Below are 23,693 nucleotides of genomic sequence, written 5' to 3'. Positions count from 1 at the left end.
CTCCGCCGGCCCGCCAGCGGGGCGGCCCCCTCGGGGGTAGCGAGCGCAGCGAGCTTGGGGGCTATTGAACCGGAACCAGGAAGTCCCGGCTGATCCCCACGCCCAGGTCACCCACGCGGTCCAGGAACTGCGTCAGGTAGGCATGCAGCCCGGTGGCCAGGATCTCGTCGATCCGGCCGTACATCAGGTCGGCGCGGATGCGGCCGGCGCGGCGCAGGGTCTCGCGGCTCTGGTCGTTGGCCACCATCTGCAGGTTGCACACCACCTCGTTCAGGCATGCCACCAGCGAACGCGGCATGTCCTCGCGCAGGATCAGCAGCTCGGCCACCTTCTCCGGGCGGATCACGTTGCGGTAGACCTTGCGGTAGACCTCGAAGCCCGAGACCGAACGCAGCACCGCGCTCCAGTGATAGAAGTCCACCTCCTGCGCCTCCTTGGCATTGCTGCCGAAGAAGTCGCCGGCCAGCGACTGGAACTTCACGTCCAGCAGCCGCGCGGTGTTGTCCGAGCGTTCCAGGAAGGTGCCGATGCGCAGGAAGTGCAGCGCCTCGTCCTGCAGCATGGTGCCCACCGTCACGCCGCGGCTCAGGTGCGAGCGGAACTTCACCCACTCGAACAGCGCGCTCGGGTCGCGGTGGAAGTCGGTGCTCTTGATCATGCGGTTGAACTCGAGCCAGGTCTGGTTCTGCGTCTCCCACACCTCGGTCGTCAGCGCGCCGCGCACCGCACGCGCGTTCTCGCGCGCCGCGCGCAGGCAGCTGGCGATGCTGGAGAAGTTGGACTCGTCGCGCACCATGAAGTCCATGACGCTCTTGGCGCTGAAGTCCTCGTACTTCTCGCGGAAGCCCCAGGTCAGCTCGCTGATGCTGAGCAGGCCGCGCCAGCCTTGCTCGGCCTCTTCGGCCGATTGCGGCAGCAGCGAGGTCTGGTAGTTGACGTCCAGCATGCGCGCGGTGTTTTCCGCACGCTCCATGTAGCGGGCCATCCAGTAGAGGTGGTCGGCGGTTCTCGAAAGCATCGTTGTTCTCCTGTCTCTTCTCTCAGGCTTCCAGCACCCAGGTGTCCTTCGTACCGCCCCCTTGCGAAGAATTGACCACGAGCGAGCCTTCCTTCAGCGCCACGCGGGTGAGCCCGCCTGGCACCATCTGCACCGTCTTGCCCGACAGCACGAACGGCCGCAGGTCGATGTGCCGCGGCGCGATGCCCGATTCGACAAACGTCGGGCAGCTCGATAGCGACAGCGTCGGCTGCGCGATGTAGTTGCTGGGGTTGCCCTGCACCACCTTGCGGAACTCGGCAATCTCGGCCTGCGTCGCGGCCGGGCCGATCAACATGCCGTAGCCGCCGGCGCCGTGCACTTCCTTGACCACCAGCTCATGCATGTGGTCCAGCATGTACTTCAGGCCCTCCGTCTCGCGGCCCAGGTAGGTGGGCACGTTCTGCAGGATGGGCTTTTCGCCGAGGTAGAACTCGATCATCTTCGGCACGTACGGATAGATGGACTTGTCGTCCGCCACGCCGGTGCCGATGGCATTGCACAAGGTGATGTTGCCGCTGCGGTAGACGTCCAGCAGGCCTGCGCAGCCCAGCGTGGAGTCGGCGCGGAAGGCCTTGGGATCGAGGAAGTCGTCGTCCACGCGGCGGTAGATCACGTCCACCCGCTTCGGGCCCTGGGTGGTGCGCATGAAGACGAAGTTGTCGTCGACGAACAGGTCCTTGCCTTCCACCAGTTCGACGCCCATCTGCTGGGCCAGGAAGGCATGCTCGAAGTAGGCGCTGTTGTACATGCCGGGCGACAGCACCACGACCACTGGCTCGTTCACCGCCGAAGGCGATACCGCGCGCAGCGTCTCCAGCAGCAGGTCGGGGTAGTGCGCCACCGGCGCCACGCGGTGCTGGCTGAACAGCTCGGGGAACAGCCGCATCATCATCTTGCGGTTCTCGAGCATGTAGCTCACGCCGCTGGGTACGCGCAGGTTGTCCTCCAGCACGTAATACGTGCCGCTGCCATCGGCATTGCCGGCCCGAACGATGTCGATGCCGGAGATGTGCGAATAGACGTTGCCCGGCAGGTTGACGCCCATCATCTCGGGACGGAACTGCGCGTTGTTGATCACCTGCTCGCGCGGCACGATGCCGGCCTTGATGATCTCCTGGTCGTGGTAGACGTCGTACAGGAAGCGGTTGAGCGCATTGACGCGCTGGCGCAGGCCCTTCTCCATCTCGCGCCATTCGCCGCTGGGAATCACGCGCGGGATCAGGTCGAAGGGAATCAGCCGCTCGGTCCCCGAGCCGTCCTCGTCCTTGGCGCCATACACCGCGAAGGTGATGCCCACGCGGCGGAAGATCACTTCCGCCTCTTCGCGGCGCGAACGCATCACGTCGCTGGGTTGTTGCTTGAGCCAGTTCTGATAGGTGCGGTAGTGCTCGCGGACCTCGCTGGCGTTGACCTGCATTTCGTCGTAGGCCGTTTTCATTGGATCTCCTCTTTACCGGACCTTTAGCAACTTCCAGGCCCAAACCGCCCCAATTCGGGGCACTTCAAACCACCCGTTCCGTCTTGACGCCGACCTCCAGCGCATGGTCGCCGCCACCTCGAATCACACCGCGCAACGGCGTCACATCGCCGAAGTCGCGGCCATAGGCCAGCCGCACGTGATCGGTGGCCGGCAGCATGTCGTTGGTCGGGTCCAGCTCCAGCCAGAAGCCGCCCTCTTCCATCGGGCACCACACCGAGACCCAGGCATGCGAGGCATCGGCGCCGATGAAGTGCGGCGCGCCCACGGCCGCGCTGGCCACCGAGGCCTCGCCATCAGCCTGCTCGTCGGCCGGCGTGGGCGGCGTGGTCAGCAGGTAGCCGCTGACGTAGCGCGCGGCCAGGCCATGCATGCGCAGCGCGCCGATCATCAGGTGCGCGAAGTCCTGGCACACGCCGCGGCGTTCTTCCAGCACCGTGGCCAGCGGCGTGTCGATGGAGGTGCTGGCCGTCTGGTAGCTGAAGTCGGCGTGGATGCGGTGCATCAGGTCGACCGCGCACAGGCCGATGGGCCGGCCCGCCACGAGCGAGGCGTCCGCATAGTCGGCCAGCGCCGGCAGCCGCGGCACATAGGGCGAGGCCACTGCGAACTCGACGGCCGGCTCGTACGGCACCCGAGCGGCATAACGCAGCCGCGCGGCCACCTCTTCCCAGGGCCGGGTGCCGGGCAGCAGCGCCTCATGCCCCCGAGGCACGGCACGCACGCGGCTGCGGGCCCACACCTCCAGCCGGCGGTGCGCACCACTGACGGTGAAGAAGGTGCGGGTGTTGCCATAGCGGTCGCGGCCGGTGCTGTGGTGCAGCGGCTCGGGCTCCACGCCCATCTCGAAGGCTTCCACCGACTGGAAGGCATCCTCGATGGGCCGCAGGAAGGCCTCGTGCTGCGCCAGGTCCACCGGCGCGGCGTAGTGGTAGCGGGTGACATGCTCCACCTGCAGCGCGGCGCCGCGGGTGGTGGCGGCGGAGGTCGGGGTCATGGCGTCCATGGGATCACACGCGCTGCAGCCGGTCACCGCCTTCGGCATGCGCGAAGTAGCGCTGGCCGACGTCGTCGGACAAGCGGGCGCCGGCGTCCTGCAGCCGGCGGGCGAGCACGCAAAGCTGCAGCCGCAGGGCTTCGTCGTCCAGGTCGCGCAGCTCGTCCAGCGTGATGCCGGCGCCCTCGACCGGCAGCCGCTCGCGCAGCGCATCCAGCATGCTGGCGGTGCCGGGCAGCTTGCCCAGCTCGGTGCGCAGCCGGCGCAGGGTGCCGGCAAAGGCACGCGGGTTGGCATCGTCCAGCACCAGCAGGTCGACGAGGGCCAGCAGGTCTTCATGCCGCTGGTAGCGCGAGCGGAAGGTGAGGGTGCTGTCGAACAGCTCCAGCACCAGGTCGACGCCGGCGGCGCTCTTCAGCGCGTCCAGCTCCAGCAGCGTGTGCAGCGTGTGGGCCATACCCACCAGGCGTTCGATCAGGCGGCCGACGGTGAGCAGCCGCCAGCCGTGGTCGCGGGTCATGCGGTCGGTCTGCGCGCCGGTGACGGCCGCCAGTTGCAGGCCGAGCCGGTCCAGCGCCGGCATGGCCAGGGAGACCGTGGGCAGCGCGGCGTCCAGGCCGGCGAAGGTGGCATTGAATTCCTCTGCCATGCGGCGCACCAGGTTCACCTGCTCGGGCGACAGGCGGTCGCGCAGCGCGCTGGCGGCGTATTCCAGCGCGCCGAGGTGGCCGGCCACGCTGGTGACCGGCGCGCGCGGCTGGCCGGCGGCCGGCTTGCGCGCGCCGGAGGCCAGGGCGGCCAGCACGTTGCGTTCGAACAGCTGCGGCGCGCGCGAGGCGCTGGGCGTGCCGTAGGCCGCCAGGCCGTTGAACACCGCCAGCGTGCACAGCGCATCCAGCACCGGCGGCGGCGGATCGCCATCGGCGTCGATCATGTTCAGCAGCGCCCGCGCCAGTCGTACCGCCTGCTCGGTGCGCTCGGTGTAGCGGCCCAGCCAGAACAGGTTCTCGGCGGTGCGGCTGGACACCGGCCGGCGGCGGGTTGCGATGTCGTCCACCCGCAGCCGCTGCGGCAGCATCGAGAAGGTGTCCACCGGGCCATCGGTCATCACCCAGGTGTCGAGGCTGGAGCCGCCATGCTGCATCGACACCGACAGGGGCGAGCGGGTGGCCACGCGGGTCATGCCGCCGGGCAGCACATGCCAGCGGCGCTCGGTGTCGGCGATGGCATAGACCCGCAGCATGGCCGCGCCGGCCGTGGCCGCGCCACTGCGCCACATCGGCGTGCGCGACAGCATCAGCCGGCCCTGGGCCATCCAGGCATCGGGGTCGCCCTGGATGCGGCGCACCCAGTCGGCCACGCCTGCCTCGCCGGGCACGGTCGCGCGGCGGCGGCCGGGGTCGGGGAAGGCCGGGCGCACCACCCGCTCGGCCAGCGTGGGCAGCACCGCGCGGAAGGCGGCTTGCTCGCCGCACCACCAGGAAGGCAGCGACGGCAGCAGCAGTTCCTCGCCCAGCAACCGGCGCGAGATGGCGGGCAGGAAGCCCTGCACCGCGGGCGACTCGAGGAAGCCGCTGCCCAGCGCATTGGCCACCACCACGTTGCCGGCGCGCACGGCCTGCAGCAGCCCGGGGATGCCCAGCGTGGAATCGGGGCGCAGCTCCAGCGGGTCGCAGTAGTCGTCGTCCAGCCGGCGCAGCAGGCCGTGCACCGGCTCCAGGCCGGCCACGGTGCGCAGGTACACCCGGTCGGCACGCACCGTGAGGTCGCCGCCTTCGACCAGCGGCACGCCCAGGTAGCGCGCCAGGTAGGCATGCTCGAAGTAGGTCTCGTTGTAGGGGCCCGAGGTGAGCAGCACCACGCGCGGCGTGCCGCCGGCCACCAGCCGCGCCTGTGACTCCACCGTATCCAGCAGCCGGCGGTAGCTGGAGGCGATGTGCTGCACCCGCATCTCGCGGAAGGCCTCGGGGAACAGCCGAGAGATGATGAGCCGGTTGTGCAGCACGTAGCCCAGGCCCGACGGGCCCTGCGTGCGCTGCGAGATCACCCACCAGTCGCCTTCCGCATCCCGCGCCAGGTCGAAGGCGGCGATGTGCAGGTGCAGGCCACCCGGCGGCCGCACGCCATGCAGCGGCCGCAGGTAGCCCGGGTGGCGGTACAGCAGCGCCGGCGGCAGCAGCGACTCGGCCAGCAGCTTCTGCTCGCCGTACACGTCGGCCATCATGGTGTCGAGCAGGCGGGCCCGCTGCGACACGCCGCGCTCGATGGCCGCCCAGTCGGACGGCTCGATCAGCATCGGCATCAGCTCGAGCGACCAGGGCCGCGCGGCCGTGCCCTCCGCGCTGTGGATGTTGTGGGTGACGCCATCCACCTTGATCTGCTGCGCGATCAGCTCCAGGCGGCGGTCGAAGTCGGCCGGGGTTTCCTGGGCCGGCAGCCACTGGAAGAAACGCTGCCAGGCCGGACGCAGCCGGCCTTCGGCATCACGCAATTCGTCGTAGCTGTCGGGGTCGGGCAGGTCCAGCTGTGCCAGCAGCCCCAGCGGTGGCGTCGGGGCGGGATCGGAGGGCAACTGGTGGCTCACACTTTTATCAATTCACGGCACAAGCCCGCGACGTTACCCCAGGCGCAGGTCGAGCGTGAATGGGAATTCCCGGCTGGGTTGGACCGGCACCACCTGCATCGTGCCGGGCGTGTGCCCGTTGGAGAAGAAGCGCGCCAGCCGCCGGCTCTCGGCCTCGTAGGCGTTGATCGGGAAGGTGTCGTAATTGCGCCCGCCCGGATGCGCCACGTGATAGCGGCAGCCGCCGATGGATCGGCTGAGCCAGTTGTCCACGATGTCGAAGGTGAGCGGCGCATGCACGCCGATGGTGGGATGCAGCGCCGAAGGCGGCGCCCAGGCGCGGTAGCGCACGCCGCAGACGAACTCGCCGATGCGGCCGGTGGGCTGCAGCGGGATCGCCTGGCCGTTGGCGGTGATCACGTGGCGGTTGTCGTTCAGGCCGGTGACCTTGACCTCCAGCCGCTCCAGCGATGAATCGACATAGCGCACCGTGCCGCCGATGGCGCCCTCCTCGCCCATCACGTGCCAGGGCTCCAGCGCGTTGCGCAGCGTGAGCTCGATGCCCTGCGTGGCCACATGGCCCACCAGCGGGAAGCGGAACTCCAGGTGCGGCGCGAACCACTGCGCATCGAAGGCGTAGCCGGCATGGTTCAGCTCGGCGATCACGTCGTCGAAGTCCATCTTGACGAAGGTGGGCAGCAGGAAGCGGTCGTGCAGCCCGGTGCCCCAGCGCGTGAGCCGCGTGGCGCCGTTGCCCTTGTAGGGCTTCTTCCAGAACCACGACAGCAGCGCGCGCAGCAGCAGCTGCTGCACCAGGCTCATGCGGGCATGCGGCGGCATCTCGAAGGCGCGCAGCTCCAGCAGGCCCAGGCGGCCGGTGGGGCCGTCGGGCGAGTAGAGCTTGTCGATGCAGAACTCCGACCGGTGGGTGTTGCCGGTGACGTCGATCAGCACGTTGCGCAGCATGCGGTCGATCAGCCACGGCGGGCATTGGCCGTACAGGCCGATCTGCCGCTCGATTTCCTTCATGGCGATCTCGGCCTCGTACACCTGGTCGTCGCGTGCCTCGTCGATGCGCGGCGACTGGCTGGTGGGGCCGACGAACATGCCGGAGAACAGGTAGCTCAGGCTCGGATGGTTGTGCCAGAAGGTCAGCAGGCTGGGCAGCAGGTCGGGCCGGCGCAGGAAGGGGCTGTCGGCCGGCGTGGCGCCACCCAGCACGAAGTGGTTGCCGCCGCCGGTGCCGGTGTGGCGGCCATCGACCATGAACTTCTCGGTCGACAGGCGCGACTCGTGTGCCGCCTGGTACAGGAACTCGGTGTGGTCGACCAGCTCGTTCCAGTCCTTGGCTGGATGGATGTTGACCTCGATCACGCCGGGGTCGGGCGTGACCTGAAGCAGCTTCAGGCGCGGGTCGCGCGGCGGCGGGTAGCCTTCCAGCACGAGCTTGACGCGCAGCTCGGCGGCGGTGGCTTCCACCGCGGCCAGCAGCTCCAGGTAGTCCTCCAGCGAGGCCAGCGGCGGCATGAAGACATAGAGCACGCCGCTCCTGTGCTTGGCCAGCGCCTCGGCCTTGGGGCCGTTGGCGCGCATCGGGTCGCGCACTTCCACGCACAGGCCGGTGCGGGTGATCCAGCCGGCCGATTCGAAGCGTTGCGGATAGCGGGCGTCGGCCGCGGCCGGCGCCTGCAGCGCGGCGGCGCCAGGGCCTTCGCCGGCCTGGCTGGCCATGCCCGCACCGCCGGCGGCTTCGCCGAACGCGGGCTGCCCGGCCCGGTAGCCCTGCACCGGCGCCGACATGCCACCCACCGCGGTGACGCCGGGCGCGCTCACCGGGTACTGCGCCCGCAGGGCCGCGGCAGCCGGCAGCGGCGCCCGTGGCGCGAACGGGTCCTGCTCGATCAGGAAGGGATAGTCGCTTTCCTTCACCCAGGGCAGCGAATCCAGCGGCAGCCGGTAGCCCATCGGCGAATCGCCGGGCACGAGGTACATGCGCTCGTCCCGGAAGAACCACGGTCCGGTGACCCAGCGCGGGCCGCCCACGGCCGGCGACTCGTTGGGCTTGAGCGGCAGCAGGTAGCCCACCACGCTTTCCAGGCCCTGGTCGAACACGCGGCGCAGGCGGGCCCGCTCCAGCTCGTCGCCCAGGCGCGAATCGAAGGGATCGACGTTGACCGGCAGGCGGCGCTCACGCCAGAGGTAGTACCAGGTGTCCTCGTAGCCGGGCTGCACCCACTTGTCCTCCACGCCCAGCTTGCGGCTGAGCGTGCGCACGAAGCGGTTGGCGTCCTCGCTGGTGTAGTGGTGCTGCTCGCGTTCGTCGGCGAACAGCGAGGGATCGTTCCAGGCGGGCTGGCCGTCGGCCCGCCAGCAGATGGACAGCGCCCAGCGCGGCAGCTGTTCGCCGGGATACCACTTGCCCTGGCCGAAATGCAGGAAGCCGCCGGCGCCGTAGCGGTCGCGCAGCTTGTGGGTCAGGCCCTGCGCCAGGCCGCGCTTGGTGGGCCCCAGCGCATCGGTGTTCCATTCGGCGCCGTCGCGGTCGTCGACCGACACGAAGGTGGGCTCGCCGCCCATGGTCAGCCGCACGTCGTCGGCCATCAGCTGCTCGTCCACCTGGTGGCCCAGGGCCAGCACCTGCTGCCACTGGTCCTCGGTGTAGGGCATGGTCACGCGCGGCGACTCGTAGATGCGCGTGATCTGCATGTGGTGCTCGAAGGTCACCTCGCTCTCGTCCACCGCGCCTTCCACCGGCGCGGCGCTGGAGGGCTCGGGCGTGCAGGCCACCGGGATGTGGCCTTCGCCGGCCATCAGGCCCGAGGTGGGATCGAGGCCGATCCAGCCGGCGCCGGGCAGGAACACCTCGCACCACGCATGCAGGTCGGTGAAGTCGACCTCGGTGCCGCTGGGGCCGTCGAGCGACTTGACGTCGGGCTTGAGCTGGATCAGGTAGCCGGAGACGAAGCGCGCGGCCAGGCCCATGTGGCGCAGCACCTGCACCAGCAGCCAGCCGGTGTCGCGGCAGGAGCCGCTGGCATTGGCCAGTGTCTCTTCCGGCGTCTGCACGCCGGGCTCCAGGCGCACCAGGTAGCGGATGTCCTTCTGCAGGCGCTGGTTGATGCCCACCAGGAAGTCGATGGTGCGCTGCTCGGTGCGCGGGATGCTGTCCACCAGGGCCTGGAAGCGCGGCGTCAGCTCGCACTTCGACAGGTAGGGCGCGAGGTCGTGCTCCAGGCCTTCGGCGTACTTGAACGGGAAGTTCTCGGCCTCGGGCTCGAGGAAGAAGTCGAACGGGTTGTAGACCGCCATCTCGGCCACGAGATCGACGGTGATGCAGAACTCGGTGGTCTTCTCGGGGAAGACCAGGCGCGCGAGGTAGTTGGAGAACGGATCCTGCTGCCAGTTGATGAAGTGCTGGGCCGGCTCCACGCGCAGGGAATAGCTCAGGATCGGCGTGCGGCAGTGCGGTGCCGGGCGGAGACGGACGACCTGGGGCGACAGGCCGACACGGCGGTCGTAGCGGTAGCGCGTGACGTGGTTGAGTGCGACGTGAATGGCCACGAACGATTCCTTTGATCTGACTTCGGGTGCGTTGCAACTTCCACGCCATCAACGCGATGGCGTGGACCGACGCCAATACTGCGGAGAACTCTGGCGTTCGCAGGTCATGGCGCCCTCACGCCATGCCCAAGCGCCGCAAGTATCGCTGCGCGTCACCTGCACGCCCCGGGCGGTGTAGCGCGCCAGCACCGCGTCATGCGGATGGCCATGGCGGTTGAGGTGGCCGGCCTGCACCACCGCCACCCGAGGCGCCACCGCATCGAGGAAGGCCGGCGTGGACGAGGTGCGGCTGCCGTGGTGCGGCACCAGCAGCACGTCGCTGCGCAGCGCGGCGGCCTGCGTGGCCGCCAGCTGCGCTTCCTCGGCGGCTTCGATGTCGCCGGCCAGCAGCAGGCTGCGGCCTTGCGCGTCCTCCACGCGCAGCACGCAGCTGCGTGCGTTCGGGCGGGCTGGCAACGGCGCTGGCGGCGGGGGCGGATGCAGCAACTCGAAGCGCACGCCGTCCCACTGCCAGCGCTGGCCCGCGGCGCAGCGCGCATGGGGCTGCGGACCGGCACGCAGCGCATGGCCTTCATCCAGTGAGCTGAGCAGCCGGTCTACCGGCATGGCGGCCCGCAGCGAGGCGGCGCCGCCGACGTGGTCGCTGTCGCGGTGGCTGAGCACCAGCAGGTGGATGCGCCGCTCGCCGCGGGCGCGCAGCAAGGGCAACAGCACGCGGCCGCCGGCATCGGCGCCGGGGCCGTAGGTGGGGCCGGTGTCGTACAGCAGCAGGTGATGCCGCGTGCGCACGAGCACCGCGCTGCCCTGGCCCACGTCGGCGGCCAGCGCCTCGAAGCGGCCTTCGGCGGGCCGCGGCACCGCCGGCCACAGCAGTGGCAGCAGCAGCGCCAGGCCCAGCAGGCGCAGCCGCAGGGGCAGCACCGGCAGCAGCAGCAAGCCACCCAGCAGGCCCGCCGCCCGCGCCCAGGCCGGGGCCACGGCGGCGATGAAGACGCCATCCGGGCCGTGCGGCAGGTGCCCCAGGCCGGCGGTGAGCAGCTGCAGCACGGCCGCGCCCGCGTCCCACAGCGACGGCCACAGCAGGCCCAGCAGGGCCAGCGGCGTGATGAGCAGCGTGACCACCGGAATGGCCACCAGGTTGGCGACGAAGCCCACCAGCGACAGCTGCTGGAAGAACACCAGCGTGAGCGGCGCCAGCCCCAGCGTGGCCACCGCCTGGGTGTGCAGCAGCTGGCGGGTGGCCTGCAGCAGGCGCCGCCAGGCGGACGTGGGTGGCGGGCGCTCGAGCCCGGTGTCGATGTCCGCAGCGGCGGCCGGATCGCTGGCGGACTCGCGGTCGGCATGGGCACGTGCCGGCGCGTCACCGCCCAGCATCAGCAGGCCCACCGCCACGAAGGACAGCCAGAAGCCCGGCTGCAGCAGGGCCCAGGGATCGGCCACCGACACCACCGCAGCCGCGGCCAGCAGCACCAGCAGCGGCGGCCAGCGCAGGCGGCCGCTGGCCAGCAGCGCGGCGGTGGCCAGCATCCACACCGTGCGCTGGGCGGGCACGCCCCAGCCCGCGAAGGCGGCATACGCCGCCGCGCCCAGCACGCCGCCCCAGCGGGCCGCATGGGGCGTGGCGGCCAGCTGCATCAGGCGGGGGCTGCGGCGCCAGCCGGCCCCGACAAGGCCGGTGGCCAACCAGGCGAACATGGTGACGTGCAGGCCGCTGATGCTCATCAGGTGGGCCACGCCGGTGTCGCGGAACAGGGCCCAGTCGGCGGGTTCGATGGCCGCCTGGTCGCCCACTGCCAGCGCGGCCAGCACGCCGGCCGCACGGCTGTCGGGCACCTGCAGCAGCACCGCGTCCCGGGCCTGCTGGCGCCACCGGCCCAGCGCGGTGACCGGCGCGGCTTGCAGCCGCTGCGGCGCGGCGGGGCCGGCCTCGCGCACCGAGCCGGTGGCGCGGATGCGCTGCTCGAACAGCCACAGCTCGCGGTCGAAGCCATGCGGGTTGGCCAGCCCGTGCGGCGGCTTCAAGCGCAGGCTGAAGCGCCAGCGCTCGCCGGACTGCAGCCGCGTGGCCAACGCGGGCAGCGCCGGGCCGCCGTCGTCGGCGTCGTCGCGGCCGGCATACCAGCCCAGCAGCAGGCGCCGTGGCACGGCCACCGGCTCGCCGTCCAGCGTCGCGCGGTCCACCTCGAACCCGAATTGCAGGCCGCCGCCCATGCGGCGCGGCAGGCCCGTGACGGTGCCTTCAGCCACCACGTCGCGCTGCACCGCGGCCTGCGGCAAGGCCTCCGCCAACACCTGGCTGGCGCGCCAGCCGGTGGAGGCGAAGGCCAGCAGCAGCAGGCCGGTGGCCCGGCAGGCCAGGCGGGGCCAGCCACCGCCGCCGGGCGCCGATCGCGGCACCGCGGCAGCGGATGCCAGCAGCACCAGTCCGAGCGCCATGCCGGCCAGGTAGGCCTGTGGTGGCCAGAGCTGCGGCTGGGTGGTTTGCAGCAGCACGCCGCCGAGCCATGCGACTACCAGCCCGGCGAGCTTCAGGCCCGCCGCATCTCCACCCATGCGGCCAGTGTAGGCACAAGCCCCCAAAGCGGGGTGTACGATCCCGCGCTCCTGTTTCAGCCAGCTCCGAAGGACCCGTCCGTCATGTCTTCCGCGATCCACGACCGCCTGCAATCCCTTGGCATCACGCTGCCTGCCGTGGCCACGCCGGCCGCCGCCTACGTGCCCTTCGTGCAGACGGGCAACCTGGTGTTCCTGTCGGGCCACATCGCGCGTAAGGACGGCAAGCCGTGGGTGGGCAAGCTGGGCGCCACCATGACCACCGACGAAGGCAAGGCCGCCGCGCGCGCCATCGCCATCGACCTGATGGGCACGCTGCAGGCGGCGGTGGGCGACCTCTCGCGCGTGACCCGCATCGTCAAGCTGATGAGCCTGGTGAACGTGACGCCCGAGTTCACCGAGGCGCACCTTGTGACCAACGGCGCCTCGGAGCTGCTAGGCGAGGTGTTCGGCAGCCAGGTGGGCGCGCATGCACGCAGCGCCTTCGGCGTGGCGCAGATCCCGATGGGCGCCTGCGTCGAGATCGAGCTGATCGCCGAAGTGGCCCAGTGAGGGAGGTGGCTTCGCCCGCCCGCCGTGCCGATGCATGGCTGGGCATGATCGCGCTGGTCTCGCTGGCCGCGGTGGCGGCGGCACTGGTGTCGCAGCATCTGTTCGACATGCAGCCCTGCCCGTGGTGCGTGCTGCAGCGGGCGATCTTCGTGGCCATCGCCATCGCCTGCGGCATCGGGCTGGTGATCCGCAACGGGCTGGGCCGCGGGCTGTCGGCACTGCTGGTGCTGGGGCTGTCGCTGGCCGGCGTGGCCGCGGCGCTGTGGCAGCACTTCGTGGCCGCGGCCACGGCGTCGTGCAACCTGACGCTGGCCGACCGCATCGTCAGCGGCCTGGGGCTGGACGGCCTGGCACCCGAGGTGTTCCAGGCCCGGGCCTCCTGCGCGGACGCCGCCGTCAAGCTGGCCGGCGTGCCCTACGAGTTCTTCAGCCTGGCGCTGTACGCCATCTTCGCGCTGGCGGCGCTGCGGCTGCTGCGGCGCTGAGGCCTCGGCGGGCCATTCAGGGCGCGGCGTTGCGCAGCCCGGCCAGCCGCCTGCGGGTGCCGGGGTGCGTGGGCGTGTCGGGCTGCACGCCGTGGCGCGCCAGGGTGGCGATGGCCACCTCGATGCCGTAGCCCATGCGGCCCAGCACCTGCATCGCATAGGCATCGGCATTCAGCTCCTGCTCGTGCGACAGCGCCGACATCTCGCGGCCCAGCAGGGCGGCCACCGGGTCGGTGCGCTGCTGCACCACCTCCGCCGGGATGTGCCGGCGGTACACCGCGCGCACCGCCGCCCAGTCGGCATGCACCGCATGGCCCAGCTCATGCGCCAGCACGAACAGGCGCTCGCCTTCCGGCCGCGCGGCCAGGTCGGCATGCACCACCAGCACCCGGCCGTGGAAGGTCTCGGCCAGCACCGGGCCGGTGACCACCTGCAGCGTGACCGGCAGGCCCCGGGCCTCCGGCGCATGGGCCAGCACCTGCTGGAAGCCCTGCTGCAGCAGCTGCAGCCGCGCATCGCCCGCGGCCACCGGCGTGAGCGCCGCCAGCCGCAGCGCCTGGGAGCGTTCCAGCACCTGGGTGATGGGCGCGCCGGCGTCGGCGGCCGGCATGCCCTCCCCGGCCGCCGCGGGCGCGGCGACCAGGCACATGCCCACGCAGACCGCCAACAGGCCAGCGGCGGGGAAGAACGGATGGCGGAAGCGGGCGGTGGGCATGCGCAGGTCTCCGGAGGGCCGGCCCGGCGGGCGGCACGGTGGTGCGCTGCAACATGCGTACCCGCGCCCGGGTTAACCCGAAGACGCTGCCCGCACCACGGTGTGGCGGGCGGCGCCTGCGCCTAGCGTGGCAAGCGGCGTGCGCCCCAGGCCAAGACCAGCGACGCCACCACCAGCACCGCCATGCCGCCGGTGAGCGAGCTGGCATGCGCCACGCCGCCGATCAGCGGCGGGCCGGCGACGAAGCCCAGGTAACCCAGCGACGACACCGCAGCGATGCCCGCGGCCGGCGCCACGCCCGGCGCGCGGCTGGCCGCCATGAACAGGATGGGCACCACATTGGCCAGCCCGGCACCCACCACCGCTAGCGCCGGCACCGCCACCCAGGCGCTGTGCGACAGCAACGCCAGGCTCATGGCCGCCGCCGCCAGCAGCCCGCTGCCGGCCAGCAGCCGCGGCGCGCTGATGTGCGTGCGCAACCAGTCGCCGCCGAAGCGCGCCAGCGCCATGGCGCCGGCAAAGGCCGCATATCCGGCCGCGCCGACCGACTGCGTCTGCTGCAGGTCCTGGGTGATCCAGAGCACGCTCCAGTCGTAGATCGCGCCTTCGGCCACCAGGCCGGCGGCCGCCAGCAGGCCCAGCAGCACCAGCAGCGCCGTCCAGCGGCGCGGGCCGCCTTCGCCGTGCTCGGCCGGCGGATGCTCGGCCAGCATGCGCGGCGCCGCCGCCAGGATCACTGCCCAGGCCACCGCGCAGGCGCCGGCCAGCTGCCACAGCGGCGGCACCTGCGCCTTCAGCAGCAGGCCGCCCACGCCGGCGCCGCCCATCGCGCCCAGGCTCCACATGCCGTGGAAGCCGCTCATCACCTTGAGGCCGCCACGAGTTTCCAGGAGCGACCCTTCGGCATTGATGGCCACGTCGAACAGCGCGGTGGCCGCGCCGAACACGCCCAGCAGCAGCAGCAGCGGCAGCATGGCCAGCGGCGCGCCCTGCCCGCTGGAGGGCAGCAGCACCGAGGCCAGCACGCCGCAGGCGGTGGTGCCGGCCAGCTGCACCACCCGCCGCGGGCCCAGCCACTGCACGATGGCGCCCGCCTTCAGCAGGCAGGCCACTGCGCCCAGCGCGGCCGCCAGCAGGGCCACCGACAGCTGCGCCTCCGACAGGCCGTAGTGCGCCTTCGCACTGGGCACGTGCGCACCCCAGCTGCCGGTAATGAAGCCGAAGGCCAGGAACTGCAGGCGGGTGGCGAGGCGGGCAGAACGCAGATCGGCACTGAGGGTCGACGTCATTTGCACGAGTATGCACGATCAAATACATTCGTGCATGATCATGCACACGCCGCCGCCCTCGCCCGCCGCCGACGACCTGCCCCGCTTCGCCCAGGAGCGCCAGCAGCGCATCGCCGAGCTGCTGAAGACCCGCGGCCGCGTGGAAGTTGCGCCGCTGGCGGCGCAGTACGGCGTGTCCGACGACACCATCCGCCGCGACCTGCGGCAGCTGGCCGCGCGCGGCCTGGTGCAGAAGACCCATGGGGGCGCGGTGGCGCTCAACACCGGCGTCATGAGCTCGCAGCAACGCGCGGCGGTGATGCCCGGCGTCAAGCAGGCCCTGGCGCGCACCGCAGTGGGGCTCGTCCAGCCGCACCAGACGCTGTTCATCGACGGCGGCAGCACCATGCTGGCGCTGGCGCACCAGCTGCGCGCCGACGACGCACCAAGGCCGATCACCGTGGTCACGCACTCGCTGGACGTGTTCCTCACGCTGGCGGATGCGCCCCAGGTGCGGCCGGTACTGGCCGGGGGCCACTGGCTGCCGGAGCATCGGGTGTTCGAAGGCGAACAGGCGCTGGCCACGCTGCAGGCGCACCGGGCCGACATCGCCTTCCTGGGCGCCTGCGCGCTGCATGAGCGCACCGGCGTCACCGCCTGGCAGCCAGGCGACGCCGCCATCAAGCGCGCCATGGTGCGCGGCGCGGTGCGGCGCGTGGTGCTGTGCGACGCAAGCAAGCTGGACCAGGTAGCGCCGTGCGCGGTGGCCGAACTCGCGGAACTCGACCACATCGTGACTGACGCGGAGCACGCATTTCTCGCCGGCCGCCGCCTGCCCCCCATGGGGCAGAAAAACTAACCGTGCGCCAGAAATACTGAATCGGCCGCCGCGCTGCCGTACCCGGCCCTAGAGTGGCCGGCGATGCTGACCATTCCCGAAACTCTTCAAGAATATGGACTGGGACCGGGGCGATATCCCGGCACCCATTTCGTGATCCAGGGCGGCTATTTCGATGCGGACAGGGGCGTGGATGCCTTTTCCCGCGCGTCGCTGCAGCGCGCATTTGAAATCGGCGCGCTGCTGGCCACTGCGGATCCCAGCCGCCGCATCGGTTTCGACGTCCTGGTGAACGACCTGGGCGCCCAGTGCAACGACACCCTGTGCACGCCGGGCACCGGCCCCCACGACGAAGCCGCCCTGCACGCCATGCTGGCCGAGATCCGCTTGTTGGCCGAGCGCCACGGCCAGCAGGTGACGCTGACCACCGAACGCCACATGCGCAACTGGGCGCTGCGGCGCCTGCGCAAGCTGCTGGCGGCACCCGACCGGCGGCAGCAACAGCCGCGGCTGCACAGCGTGCCGCTGCATGAGGCCGGCCACCGCTGGCAGCTGGACTCGCGCTTCGGCGCGCCCATCGTGCTGTTCGAGGAACGCGGCGACCGCTGGGTGGGCAAATGCCCGGCCATCATGGGCGGCTACTACGCCTATACCCTGGAACGCATGGCGCCCGATACCCTGGCGGCGTCGAAGGTGGTGATCGACCTGTGTTCGCCGGCCGACCGCGACAAGGTTTCCAAGGGCGCCGAGGCGGCCTTTTCACTGCTGCGTCCGCCGCACCGCGCCAGCGACCTGCTGATGCCGGTGGTGTGCGACACCTGGTGCGAGCACCTGTTTCCCCGGGCCTACCTGAGCCGGGATTTCCTGCCGCGATGAACGACATCCTGTATTTCGATTACCAGGCGACCACGCCCGTGGACGACAGCGTGCTGGAAGCGATGCTGCCGTTCTTCGGCGGGCGCTTCGGCAATCCGTCGAGCCCGCACCTCTACGGCCTGCAGGCCGAAGCCGCGGTGGAGAAGGCGCGGCGCGGCATTGCGCAGGCGCTGGGCGTGGATGCGGCGGAGATCGTGTTCACCAGCGGCGCGACCGAGGCCAACAACCTGCTGATCAAGGGCCTGGCCGGCAGCCGTGGCCGCGGCCACGTGGTGTCGGTGGTCACCGAGCACAAGTCGGTGCTGGCGCCGCTGCGCACGTTGCAGCGCCAGGGATTCAGCCTGACCCTGCTGCCGGTCGATGGGCGCGGCATCCTCGACCCGGCCCGCCTCCAGGACGCCCTGCGGGACGACACGGTGCTGGTCAGCGCCATGTACGGCAACAACGAGACCGGCAGCCTGCATCCCATCGACGCCATCGCCTCGGTGGCCCATGCCCGGGGCATTCCGCTGCATTGCGACGCCACCCAGGCCATCGGGCAGCTGCCGGTCCAGCCGCGGGCGCTGGGCATCGACCTGATGACGTTCTCGGGCCACAAGATCTACGGGCCGAAGGGCATTGGCGTGGCCTATGCCAGCCGGCAGCTGCGCGAAGACCGCCTGCTGCAGCCGCTGATCGAAGGCGGCGGCCAGGAAGGCGGCCTGCGCGGCGGCACGCCCAACGTGCCGGCCATCGTCGGGCTGCATCGCGCGGTGGAGCTGGCCATGTCGCTGCTGCCCACCGAGCCGCTGCGTGCCGCCCGGCTGCGCCAGTCCTTCCTGGCCGAGCTGGCCACCCGCGTGGACTTCATCAACAACACGCCGCTGGAACAGGCCCTGCCGCACTGCGTGAACCTGTCGTTCCCGGACGTCAATCCGCAGGCCCTGCTGCAGTCGCTCAGCGGGCTGGCGGTCTCCGACGGCTCCGCCTGCAACAGCGGCGCCCAGCAGCCCTCGCATGTGCTCACGGCCATGGGGCTGGCGCCGGCGCTGGTGGGCGCCAGCCTGCGGCTGAGCTTCGGCCGGCCCACCCGCCATGACGACGCGGTGCTGGCCGCCCGCCTGCTGGCGCTGGACGTCGCCGCCTGCCGGCAGCGCTGATGCAGCCCACGCACCCGTCCGCGCCCGCACCGGCCCGGCCCGGCCTGCGCAGCCGCCTGCGCGCCGAGCTGCTGCTGGCCGGGGCTGCCGCCGGCTGGGGCGCCGGCTTCGTGCTGATGAAGTCGGCGCTGGCCTCGCAGCCGGTGTGGCCCACGCTGGGCTGGCGCTTCGCGCTGGCCGCGCTGCTGGTGCTGCCGCTGGCCTGGCGGGAGCGGGCGCAGTGGCGGCCGGCGGTGCTGCGCAGCGGACTGCTGCTGGGGCTGCTGCTGTTCGCGGTGTTTGCGCTGCTGATGAGCGGGCTGCAGCGCACCAGTGCCACCAACACCGGCCTGCTGGCCGGGCTGACGGTGGTGTGGATCCCGCTCATCACCCGCGTGTGGCTGCACCGGCCGCTGCCGCCGGCGGCCTGGGCCGGGGTGGCCCTGTGCGCCGCCGGCGTGGTGGCGATGGCCGGCGGCCGGCTCGATGCCCTGGGCGCCGGCGATGCGCTGGTGGTCGCGGGCTCGTGGGTGTCGGCGCTGCACATGCTGCTGCTGGCCGGCAGCGCCGGCCGCCTGCCCAGCGCCAGCCTGACCGTGCTGCAGCTGCTGGTGGTGGCGCTGCTGTCGGCCGCGCTGGGCTGGCAACAGCCGCCGGCGCCGCCGCCCTGGGAGGACACCGGCTTCCTGCTGCTGGTGGCGGCCACCGCGCTGCTGTCCACCGCCCTGCCCTATGCGGTGCAGACCCGCTACCAGCGCGACACCAGCCCGATGCGCGCCGCGATGATCTTCAACCTGGAGCCGGTGTTCGCGGCGCTGCTGGCCTTCTGGCTGCTGCACGAGCCGCTGGGCGCGCAGGTGGCGCTGGCGGCTGCGCTGATCGTCGCCGGCATGGTGGTGGCCGAGTGGCGGCCGCGCGGCTCTTAACATCGCCGCGCGCAACGGCTACTGCGGTCCCGGGTCCGGCGCCCACCTCATCCACCGCAGGAAGAACCGCCACCGATGGCCAGCCCCTGGGACCGCGACCAGCTCGAGACCTTCGCCAGCGTGGTGGCGCATCAGAGCTTCGAGCGTGCCGCCACGGCCATGAACCTCACCCGCGGCGCGGTCTCGCAGCGCATCCGCGCGCTGGAGGAGTCCATGGCCGCCGTGCTGCTGGTGCGTGAGCGGCCGGTGCTGCCCACCGCCGCCGGCGAGGTGCTGCTGCGCCATGTGCAGGCGCTCAGGCTGCTGGAGGAAGCCACGCTGCAGCGGCTGGCGCCGGCGCAGGCCGCCGGCCGGCCGGTGCCGCTGGCGGTGGCGGTGAGCGCCGATTCACTGGCCACCTGGTTCGGCGGCGCCCTCACCGCGCTGCTGGCGCATCCGCGCATCGCGCTGGAACTGGTGATCGACGACCAGGACCACACCTTCGGCCGCCTGACCCGAGGCGAGGTGGTGGGCTGCGTCTCCACCGCGGCGCGGCCGATGACCGGCTTCAGCGCCGAGCCGCTGGGCCGCATGGCCTATCGCTGCGTGGCCCACCCGGCCTTCGCGCGGCGCCACTTCGGCGGCGGCCTGGTTCCCGCGGCGCTGCTGTCGGCGCCGGCGCTGATGTTCGACCGCCGCGACACCCTGCAGGCCGACTTCTTCCGCCAGCTGCTCGGCTTCGTGCCCGAGCTGCCGGTGTGCCACTACGTGCCTTCGCCGCAGGCGCTGCTGGCGCTGATCGCGCAGGGCTTCGGCTTCGGCCTGGTGCCGGCGATGCAGGCCGCGCCGCTGCTGAAGGCCGGCACGCTGGTCGACCTGGCGCCCGGCCGCGGCATCGGCGTGCCGCTGTACTGGCACCGCTGGCAGGCCGAGCCGGAGCTGGCCGCGCAGGTCACGGCACTGGTGCTGGCGCAGGCGGCCCGGGCGCTGGAGCCGCTGGCCCCGGTGCCGGGCCGAGCAGCGCCACCGCCTGGCTGAGCGGCGGTCAGGCGGTGACGCGCATCACCTTCTGCAGCCCTTCCACCTTGCGGCCCTTGCGCGCGCGCTTGCCGACGTGGGCTTCGAGCGCCGTGTTGCGCAGCACCTCTTCCTTGGCCTTGCCGCCGCGGCCGCGGCCGTGCACGGTGCAGCTGGTGGCCAGCGTGGCCACCGAGACCAGCGGCGCGGTGGCGTCGACGTCCATCAGCGTCAGGCCCTTGCCGCCGCCGGGCTGCAGCTTCAGCTCGTCGAGCGCGAACACCAGCAGCCGGCCGTCCAGCGCCAGCGTGGCCACCTGCGTGTGCGCCGGCAGCACCGGGATGGGCGGCAGCACCTTGGCGTCGTCGTCCAGCGTGAGGAAGCTCTTGCCGCCGCGCTGGCGCGACAGCAGGTCGCCGATCTTGGCCAGCAGTCCGTAGCCGCCGGTGTTGGCCAGCAGCAGCGTGGCCTCCAGCGGGCCGGCCATGTAGTGCGCCGGCTGCGTGCCGGCTTCCAGCTCGATCAGCGAGGTGATGGGCGCGCCGTCACCACGGCCACCCGGCAGCAGCGACACCGCCACCGTGTACACCCGGCCATTGCTGCCGAACACCAGCAGCGGATCGACGCTGCGGCAGGCGAAGGTGCCGTACAGCGCATCGCCCGCCTTGAAGGCCAGCGTGGTGGTGTCGATCTCGTGGCCCTTGAGCGCACGCACCCAGCCCTTGAGGCTCACCACCACGGTCACCGGCTCGTCGACGATGCGCACCTCGGCCTGGGCGCGCTTGTCGGCCTGGATCAGCGTGCGGCGCTCGTCGCCATGGGCCTTGGCATCGGCCTCGATCTCGCGCACCACGGTGCGCTTGAGCGAGGCCGGCGTGGCCAGGATGTCTTCCAGTTTCTTCTGCTCGGTGCGCTTGTCGGCCAGCTCCTGCTCGATCTTGATGGCTTCCAGCCGGGCCAGCTGGCGCAGCCGGATCTCGAGGATGTCCTCGGCCTGGCGGTCGCTCAGCGCAAAGCGCTCGATGAGCGCCGGCTTGGGCTCGTCCGCATTGCGAATGATGCGGATCACCTCGTCGATGTTGAGCAGCACCAGCTGCCGGCCTTCCAGCACATGGATGCGGTCGAGCACCTTGCCCAGCCGGTGGCGCGTGCGGCGCTCCACGGTGGCGGTGCGGAAGCCGATCCACTCCAGCAGGATCTGCCGCAGGCTCTTCTGCGTGGGCTTGCCGTCGGCGCCCACCATCGTCAGGTTGATCGGCGCGGAGCTCTCCAGGCTGGTGTGGGCCAGCAGCACGTTGATCAGCTCCTGCTGGTCGACCGTGCGGCTCTTGGGCTCGAACACCAGCCGCACCGGCGCGTCCTTGCTCGACTCGTCGCGCACCGCATCCAGCACGCCCAGCACCGTGGTCTTGAGCTGGGTCTGCTCGGTGCTCAGCGCCTTCTTGCCGGCCTTGACCTTGGGGTTGGTCAGCTCCTCGATCTCTTCCAGCACCTTCTGGCTGCTGGTGCCGGGCGGCAGTTCGTTCACCACCACCTGCCACTGGCCGCGGGCCAGGTCCTCGATCTTCCAGCGGGCGCGCACCTTCAGGCTGCCGCGGCCGGTGGCATAGGCCTCGCGGATGTCGGTGGCACTGCTGATGATCTGGCCGCCGCCGGGATAGTCCGGGCCCGGCAGCACGGCCAGCAGCTCGTCGTCGCTCACCAGCTCCTGCTTGATCAGCAGCACCGCGGCCGCGGCCACCTCGCGCAGGTTGTGGCTGGGCACCTCGGTGGCCAGGCCCACGGCGATGCCGCTGGCGCCGTTGAGCAGCACGAAGGGCAGCCGCGCCGGCAGCTGGCGCGGCTCGTCGGTGGAGCCGTCGTAGTTGGGGATGAAGTCGACCGTGCCTTCGTCGATCTCGTCCAGCAGCAGCCGGGTGATGGGCGCCAGCCGGGCCTCGGTGTAGCGCATGGCCGCGGCGCCGTCGCCGTCGCGGCTGCCGAAGTTGCCCTGGCCGTCGATCAGCGGATAACGCTGGCTGAAGTCCTGCGCCATGCGCACCAGCGCGTCATAGGCCGCGGTGTCGCCATGGGGATGGAAGCGGCCCAGCACGTCGCCCACCACCCGCGCGCTCTTCACCGGCTTCGGTCCGGTGGCGGTGGTGAAGGCCAGGCCCATGCGCTCCATCGCATAGAGGATGCGGCGCTGCACCGGCTTCTGGCCGTCGCACACGTCGGGCAGCGCGCGGCCCTTGACCACGCTCAGCGCATATTCGAGATAGGCCCGCTCCGCATAGTGCGCAAGCGTGATGGCGTCGGGGTTCCCGCCATCGGCGGGTGGCATCAGTTCAAGCTGGTCCATGGACTCATCGGGGGACGCTTCGGAAGGCGGCGCCTGCAAGGGCCTGGCGGCCCGGCGCCCGGGCGGCGCCGCGGGGCTGCGGCAGCAGCGCCCGTGCGGCGGCGCATGGGAAAGAGGCCCGATGTTAGTGGGGTTGCCGGCGTCGCCCGCCGGCGCCGGTCACGCCGGCAGCGTGAACGAGAAGGTGGCGCCGCGGCCGGGGCTGGTGTCGGCCCACACCTGGCCGCCATGCAGCTCGACGATGTGGCGCACCACCGCCAGGCCGATGCCGGCGCCGGGGAAGTCGTCGCCATGCAGCCGGGCGAAGGGATGGAACAGCTCGTCCACCCGCTCGGGCGGAAAGCCGCAGCCGTTGTCGCGCACCTGGAAGCGCCAGTGCGCACCCAGGTTCTCGCAGCGCAGGTCCACCCGTGGGCGCGGCACATGGCGGGTGAACTTGAAGGCGTTGTCCAGCAGCCGGGCGAACACCTGGCTGATGAGTTCCGGGTCCACCCGCAGCTGGGGCAGTGGCTGCACCCGCAGCACCACCTCCGGCGGCGCGGGCTGCTGCTGCCGCAATGCCGCCACCAGCTCCGCCAGCGCCACCGGCGTGCGGCTGGGCATGGCCGCGCCCACCTGCAGCAGCTCCAGCATCGAGCTGACCATGTCGCCCAGCCGGTGGCTGTGCTGCTCGATCATCGACACCCACTGCCGCACCTGCTGCACGTCACCCTCCTCCAGCCGCTGGCGGCACAGGCTGGACAAGGTGCTCATGCCGTACAGCGGCCCGCGCAGGTCGTGCGCCACGCGGCGGGTGAAGTGGTCCAGCTCGCCCGGCGCATCGAACAGGCCGTGACGCACCGGCCATTGCCGCGCGGCAGCGTCCCTTGCCACCTGGTCTGCCGCCGCGCGCCGCGCCGCGGCGCGAACCACCATCAACTGCCCCGGAATAGCCTGTCCCATGGAGTTGCCCCGATCAGTCTGGATGCAACGTTGTATCGGCATGCGAGCCGTCGTAATTGATAGAAGTGATGCCGAAAAGCCGGGCGGTCGCGGCGTCAACGCCCAGGTGAAAAAAAGCCCTGCGCTTGCAGGGCCGGGTCCGATGGAGCGGTGGCGCTTCAGCGGGCGCGGCGGCGGGCCACCCAGCCCACGGCGGCCAGGCCGGCCAGCATCAGCGCGTAGGTCTCGGGCTCGGGCACCGGGGGCAGCGCGGTGGAATACAGCACGGCGTTGGAGACGGCGCTGTAGCTCAGGTTGAAGGTGTCCAGGTTGGTGCCGGCATCGAAGCGGTAGAACGCGGTGCCGTTGCCCGGGCCGCCCTGGCCATTGCCGAAATGCATGGCCACGTAGGTGGTGCCGTTGAGCAGGGTGGCGAAGTTCACCGTCTGGCCGGAGAACTCGATCTT

General features: G+C 71.4%; 18 protein-coding genes. 7 read left to right on the top strand and 11 right to left on the bottom strand.

Annotated features, from left to right (window positions below; translation table 11 throughout):
* Positions 1-61: 61 nt before the first annotated feature.
* The 6 genes from LRS14_RS00680 to LRS14_RS00655 all read right to left on the bottom strand — a co-directional run bounded on the left by LRS14_RS00680 (position 62) and on the right by LRS14_RS00655 (position 12,190).
* Entirely contained in the window at positions 62-1,018 is a 957-nt protein-coding gene (locus LRS14_RS00680) for an alpha-E domain-containing protein (protein ID WP_046114558.1), read from the bottom strand.
* A gap of 22 nt (positions 1,019-1,040) precedes the next feature.
* Positions 1,041-2,477: a circularly permuted type 2 ATP-grasp protein gene (locus tag LRS14_RS00675; RefSeq protein WP_257798215.1), complete on the bottom strand. Its 1,437-nt coding sequence runs from the start codon at positions 2,475-2,477 to the stop codon at positions 1,041-1,043.
* 64 nt (positions 2,478-2,541) lie between these two features.
* Positions 2,542-3,513: a transglutaminase family protein gene (locus tag LRS14_RS00670; RefSeq protein ID WP_046114607.1), complete on the bottom strand. Its 972-nt coding sequence runs from the start codon at positions 3,511-3,513 to the stop codon at positions 2,542-2,544.
* A gap of 13 nt (positions 3,514-3,526) precedes the next feature.
* A complete protein-coding gene (locus LRS14_RS00665; RefSeq protein ID WP_257798214.1) occupies positions 3,527-6,097 on the bottom strand; it encodes a circularly permuted type 2 ATP-grasp protein in 2,571 nt (856 codons plus the stop codon).
* Between the two features lie 33 nt (positions 6,098-6,130).
* The gene (locus tag LRS14_RS00660) at positions 6,131-9,637 is read right to left on the bottom strand and encodes a DUF2126 domain-containing protein (protein ID WP_257798213.1); all 3,507 of its coding nucleotides are present in this window, start codon (positions 9,635-9,637) and stop codon (positions 6,131-6,133) included.
* A 48-nt stretch (positions 9,638-9,685) separates the two neighbouring features.
* Complete coding sequence (locus tag LRS14_RS00655; protein WP_257798212.1) at positions 9,686-12,190, bottom strand: DNA internalization-related competence protein ComEC/Rec2; 2,505 nt, start codon at positions 12,188-12,190, stop codon at positions 9,686-9,688.
* An 84-nt stretch (positions 12,191-12,274) separates the two neighbouring features.
* Between LRS14_RS00655 and LRS14_RS00650 the strand changes: the two genes are divergently transcribed.
* Positions 12,275-12,742 (top strand): RidA family protein, encoded by a 468-nt coding sequence (locus LRS14_RS00650; RefSeq protein ID WP_046114562.1) that lies wholly within the window; start codon positions 12,275-12,277, stop codon positions 12,740-12,742.
* Between the two features lie 5 nt (positions 12,743-12,747).
* Complete coding sequence (locus tag LRS14_RS00645; protein ID WP_257798211.1) at positions 12,748-13,227, top strand: disulfide bond formation protein B; 480 nt, start codon at positions 12,748-12,750, stop codon at positions 13,225-13,227.
* Positions 13,228-13,243: 16 nt separating this feature from the next.
* Here the strand turns inward: LRS14_RS00645 and LRS14_RS00640 are convergent, their stop codons facing one another.
* Complete coding sequence (locus tag LRS14_RS00640; protein WP_257798210.1) at positions 13,244-13,942, bottom strand: M48 family metalloprotease; 699 nt, start codon at positions 13,940-13,942, stop codon at positions 13,244-13,246.
* A gap of 122 nt (positions 13,943-14,064) precedes the next feature.
* Positions 14,065-15,231, bottom strand: coding sequence for an MFS transporter (locus tag LRS14_RS00635; RefSeq protein WP_257798209.1), 1,167 nt, complete (start codon positions 15,229-15,231; stop codon positions 14,065-14,067).
* 34 nt (positions 15,232-15,265) lie between these two features.
* Here LRS14_RS00635 and LRS14_RS00630 point away from each other — a divergent pair, with 34 nt between their 5' ends.
* From LRS14_RS00630 to argP, 5 genes are all read left to right on the top strand, one after another.
* Positions 15,266-16,069, top strand: coding sequence for a DeoR/GlpR family DNA-binding transcription regulator (locus LRS14_RS00630; protein ID WP_257798208.1), 804 nt, complete (start codon positions 15,266-15,268; stop codon positions 16,067-16,069).
* A gap of 168 nt (positions 16,070-16,237) precedes the next feature.
* Positions 16,238-16,924 carry a hypothetical protein gene (locus LRS14_RS00625; protein WP_257798207.1) on the top strand — a complete coding sequence of 229 codons (687 nt, stop codon included), beginning with the start codon at positions 16,238-16,240 and terminating at the stop codon, positions 16,922-16,924.
* Complete coding sequence (locus tag LRS14_RS00620) at positions 16,921-18,063, top strand: cysteine desulfurase family protein (protein ID WP_257798206.1); 1,143 nt, start codon at positions 16,921-16,923, stop codon at positions 18,061-18,063. The genes LRS14_RS00625 and LRS14_RS00620 overlap by 4 nt, the downstream gene beginning before the upstream one ends.
* Positions 18,063-18,968 (top strand): DMT family transporter, encoded by a 906-nt coding sequence (locus tag LRS14_RS00615; protein WP_257798205.1) that lies wholly within the window; start codon positions 18,063-18,065, stop codon positions 18,966-18,968. The genes LRS14_RS00620 and LRS14_RS00615 overlap by 1 nt, the downstream gene beginning before the upstream one ends.
* A gap of 75 nt (positions 18,969-19,043) precedes the next feature.
* Positions 19,044-19,985 (top strand): HTH-type transcriptional regulator ArgP, encoded by a 942-nt coding sequence (gene argP, locus LRS14_RS00610; RefSeq protein WP_257798204.1) that lies wholly within the window; start codon positions 19,044-19,046, stop codon positions 19,983-19,985.
* Positions 19,986-19,992: 7 nt separating this feature from the next.
* On the opposite strand, the gene parC is transcribed toward argP, so the two are convergent.
* From parC to LRS14_RS00595, 3 genes are all read right to left on the bottom strand, one after another.
* Positions 19,993-22,305, bottom strand: a complete 2,313-nt coding sequence (parC, locus tag LRS14_RS00605) for a DNA topoisomerase IV subunit A (protein WP_257798203.1) — start codon at positions 22,303-22,305, stop codon at positions 19,993-19,995.
* Positions 22,306-22,464: 159 nt separating this feature from the next.
* Entirely contained in the window at positions 22,465-23,178 is a 714-nt protein-coding gene (locus LRS14_RS00600) for an ATP-binding protein (protein WP_257798202.1), read from the bottom strand.
* A gap of 227 nt (positions 23,179-23,405) precedes the next feature.
* Positions 23,406-23,627 carry a PEP-CTERM sorting domain-containing protein gene (locus LRS14_RS00595; RefSeq protein WP_257800384.1) on the bottom strand — a complete coding sequence of 74 codons (222 nt, stop codon included), beginning with the start codon at positions 23,625-23,627 and terminating at the stop codon, positions 23,406-23,408.
* Between the last annotated feature and the right edge of the window lie 66 nt (positions 23,628-23,693).

It is taken from the genome of Aquincola sp. J276 (assembly GCF_024700035.1).
Taxonomy (GTDB): Bacteria; Pseudomonadota; Gammaproteobacteria; order Burkholderiales; family Burkholderiaceae_C; genus Aquincola; species Aquincola tertiaricarbonis.
This window is presented reverse-complemented; position numbering and strand designations above follow the sequence as displayed.

What these genes read in the sequence shown, in the direction of transcription:
- LRS14_RS00670 (WP_046114607.1), bottom strand. Translation starts at nt 3,513, where the DNA reads ATGACCCCGACCTCCGCCGCCACCACCCGCGGCGCCGCGCTGCAGGTG.
- argP (WP_257798204.1), top strand. Translation starts at nt 19,044, where the DNA reads ATGGCCAGCCCCTGGGACCGCGACCAGCTCGAGACCTTCGCCAGCGTG.
- LRS14_RS00595 (WP_257800384.1), bottom strand. Translation starts at nt 23,627, where the DNA reads ATGCATTTCGGCAATGGCCAGGGCGGCCCGGGCAACGGCACCGCGTTC.
- LRS14_RS00650 (WP_046114562.1), top strand. Translation starts at nt 12,275, where the DNA reads ATGTCTTCCGCGATCCACGACCGCCTGCAATCCCTTGGCATCACGCTG.
- LRS14_RS00620 (WP_257798206.1), top strand. Translation starts at nt 16,921, where the DNA reads ATGAACGACATCCTGTATTTCGATTACCAGGCGACCACGCCCGTGGAC.
- LRS14_RS00635 (WP_257798209.1), bottom strand. Translation starts at nt 15,231, where the DNA reads ATGACGTCGACCCTCAGTGCCGATCTGCGTTCTGCCCGCCTCGCCACC.
- LRS14_RS00675 (WP_257798215.1), bottom strand. Translation starts at nt 2,477, where the DNA reads ATGAAAACGGCCTACGACGAAATGCAGGTCAACGCCAGCGAGGTCCGC.
- LRS14_RS00680 (WP_046114558.1), bottom strand. Translation starts at nt 1,018, where the DNA reads ATGCTTTCGAGAACCGCCGACCACCTCTACTGGATGGCCCGCTACATG.
- LRS14_RS00640 (WP_257798210.1), bottom strand. Translation starts at nt 13,942, where the DNA reads ATGCCCACCGCCCGCTTCCGCCATCCGTTCTTCCCCGCCGCTGGCCTG.
- LRS14_RS00655 (WP_257798212.1), bottom strand. Translation starts at nt 12,190, where the DNA reads ATGGGTGGAGATGCGGCGGGCCTGAAGCTCGCCGGGCTGGTAGTCGCA.
- LRS14_RS00630 (WP_257798208.1), top strand. Translation starts at nt 15,266, where the DNA reads ATGATCATGCACACGCCGCCGCCCTCGCCCGCCGCCGACGACCTGCCC.
- LRS14_RS00615 (WP_257798205.1), top strand. Translation starts at nt 18,063, where the DNA reads ATGCAGCCCACGCACCCGTCCGCGCCCGCACCGGCCCGGCCCGGCCTG.
- parC (WP_257798203.1), bottom strand. Translation starts at nt 22,305, where the DNA reads ATGGACCAGCTTGAACTGATGCCACCCGCCGATGGCGGGAACCCCGAC.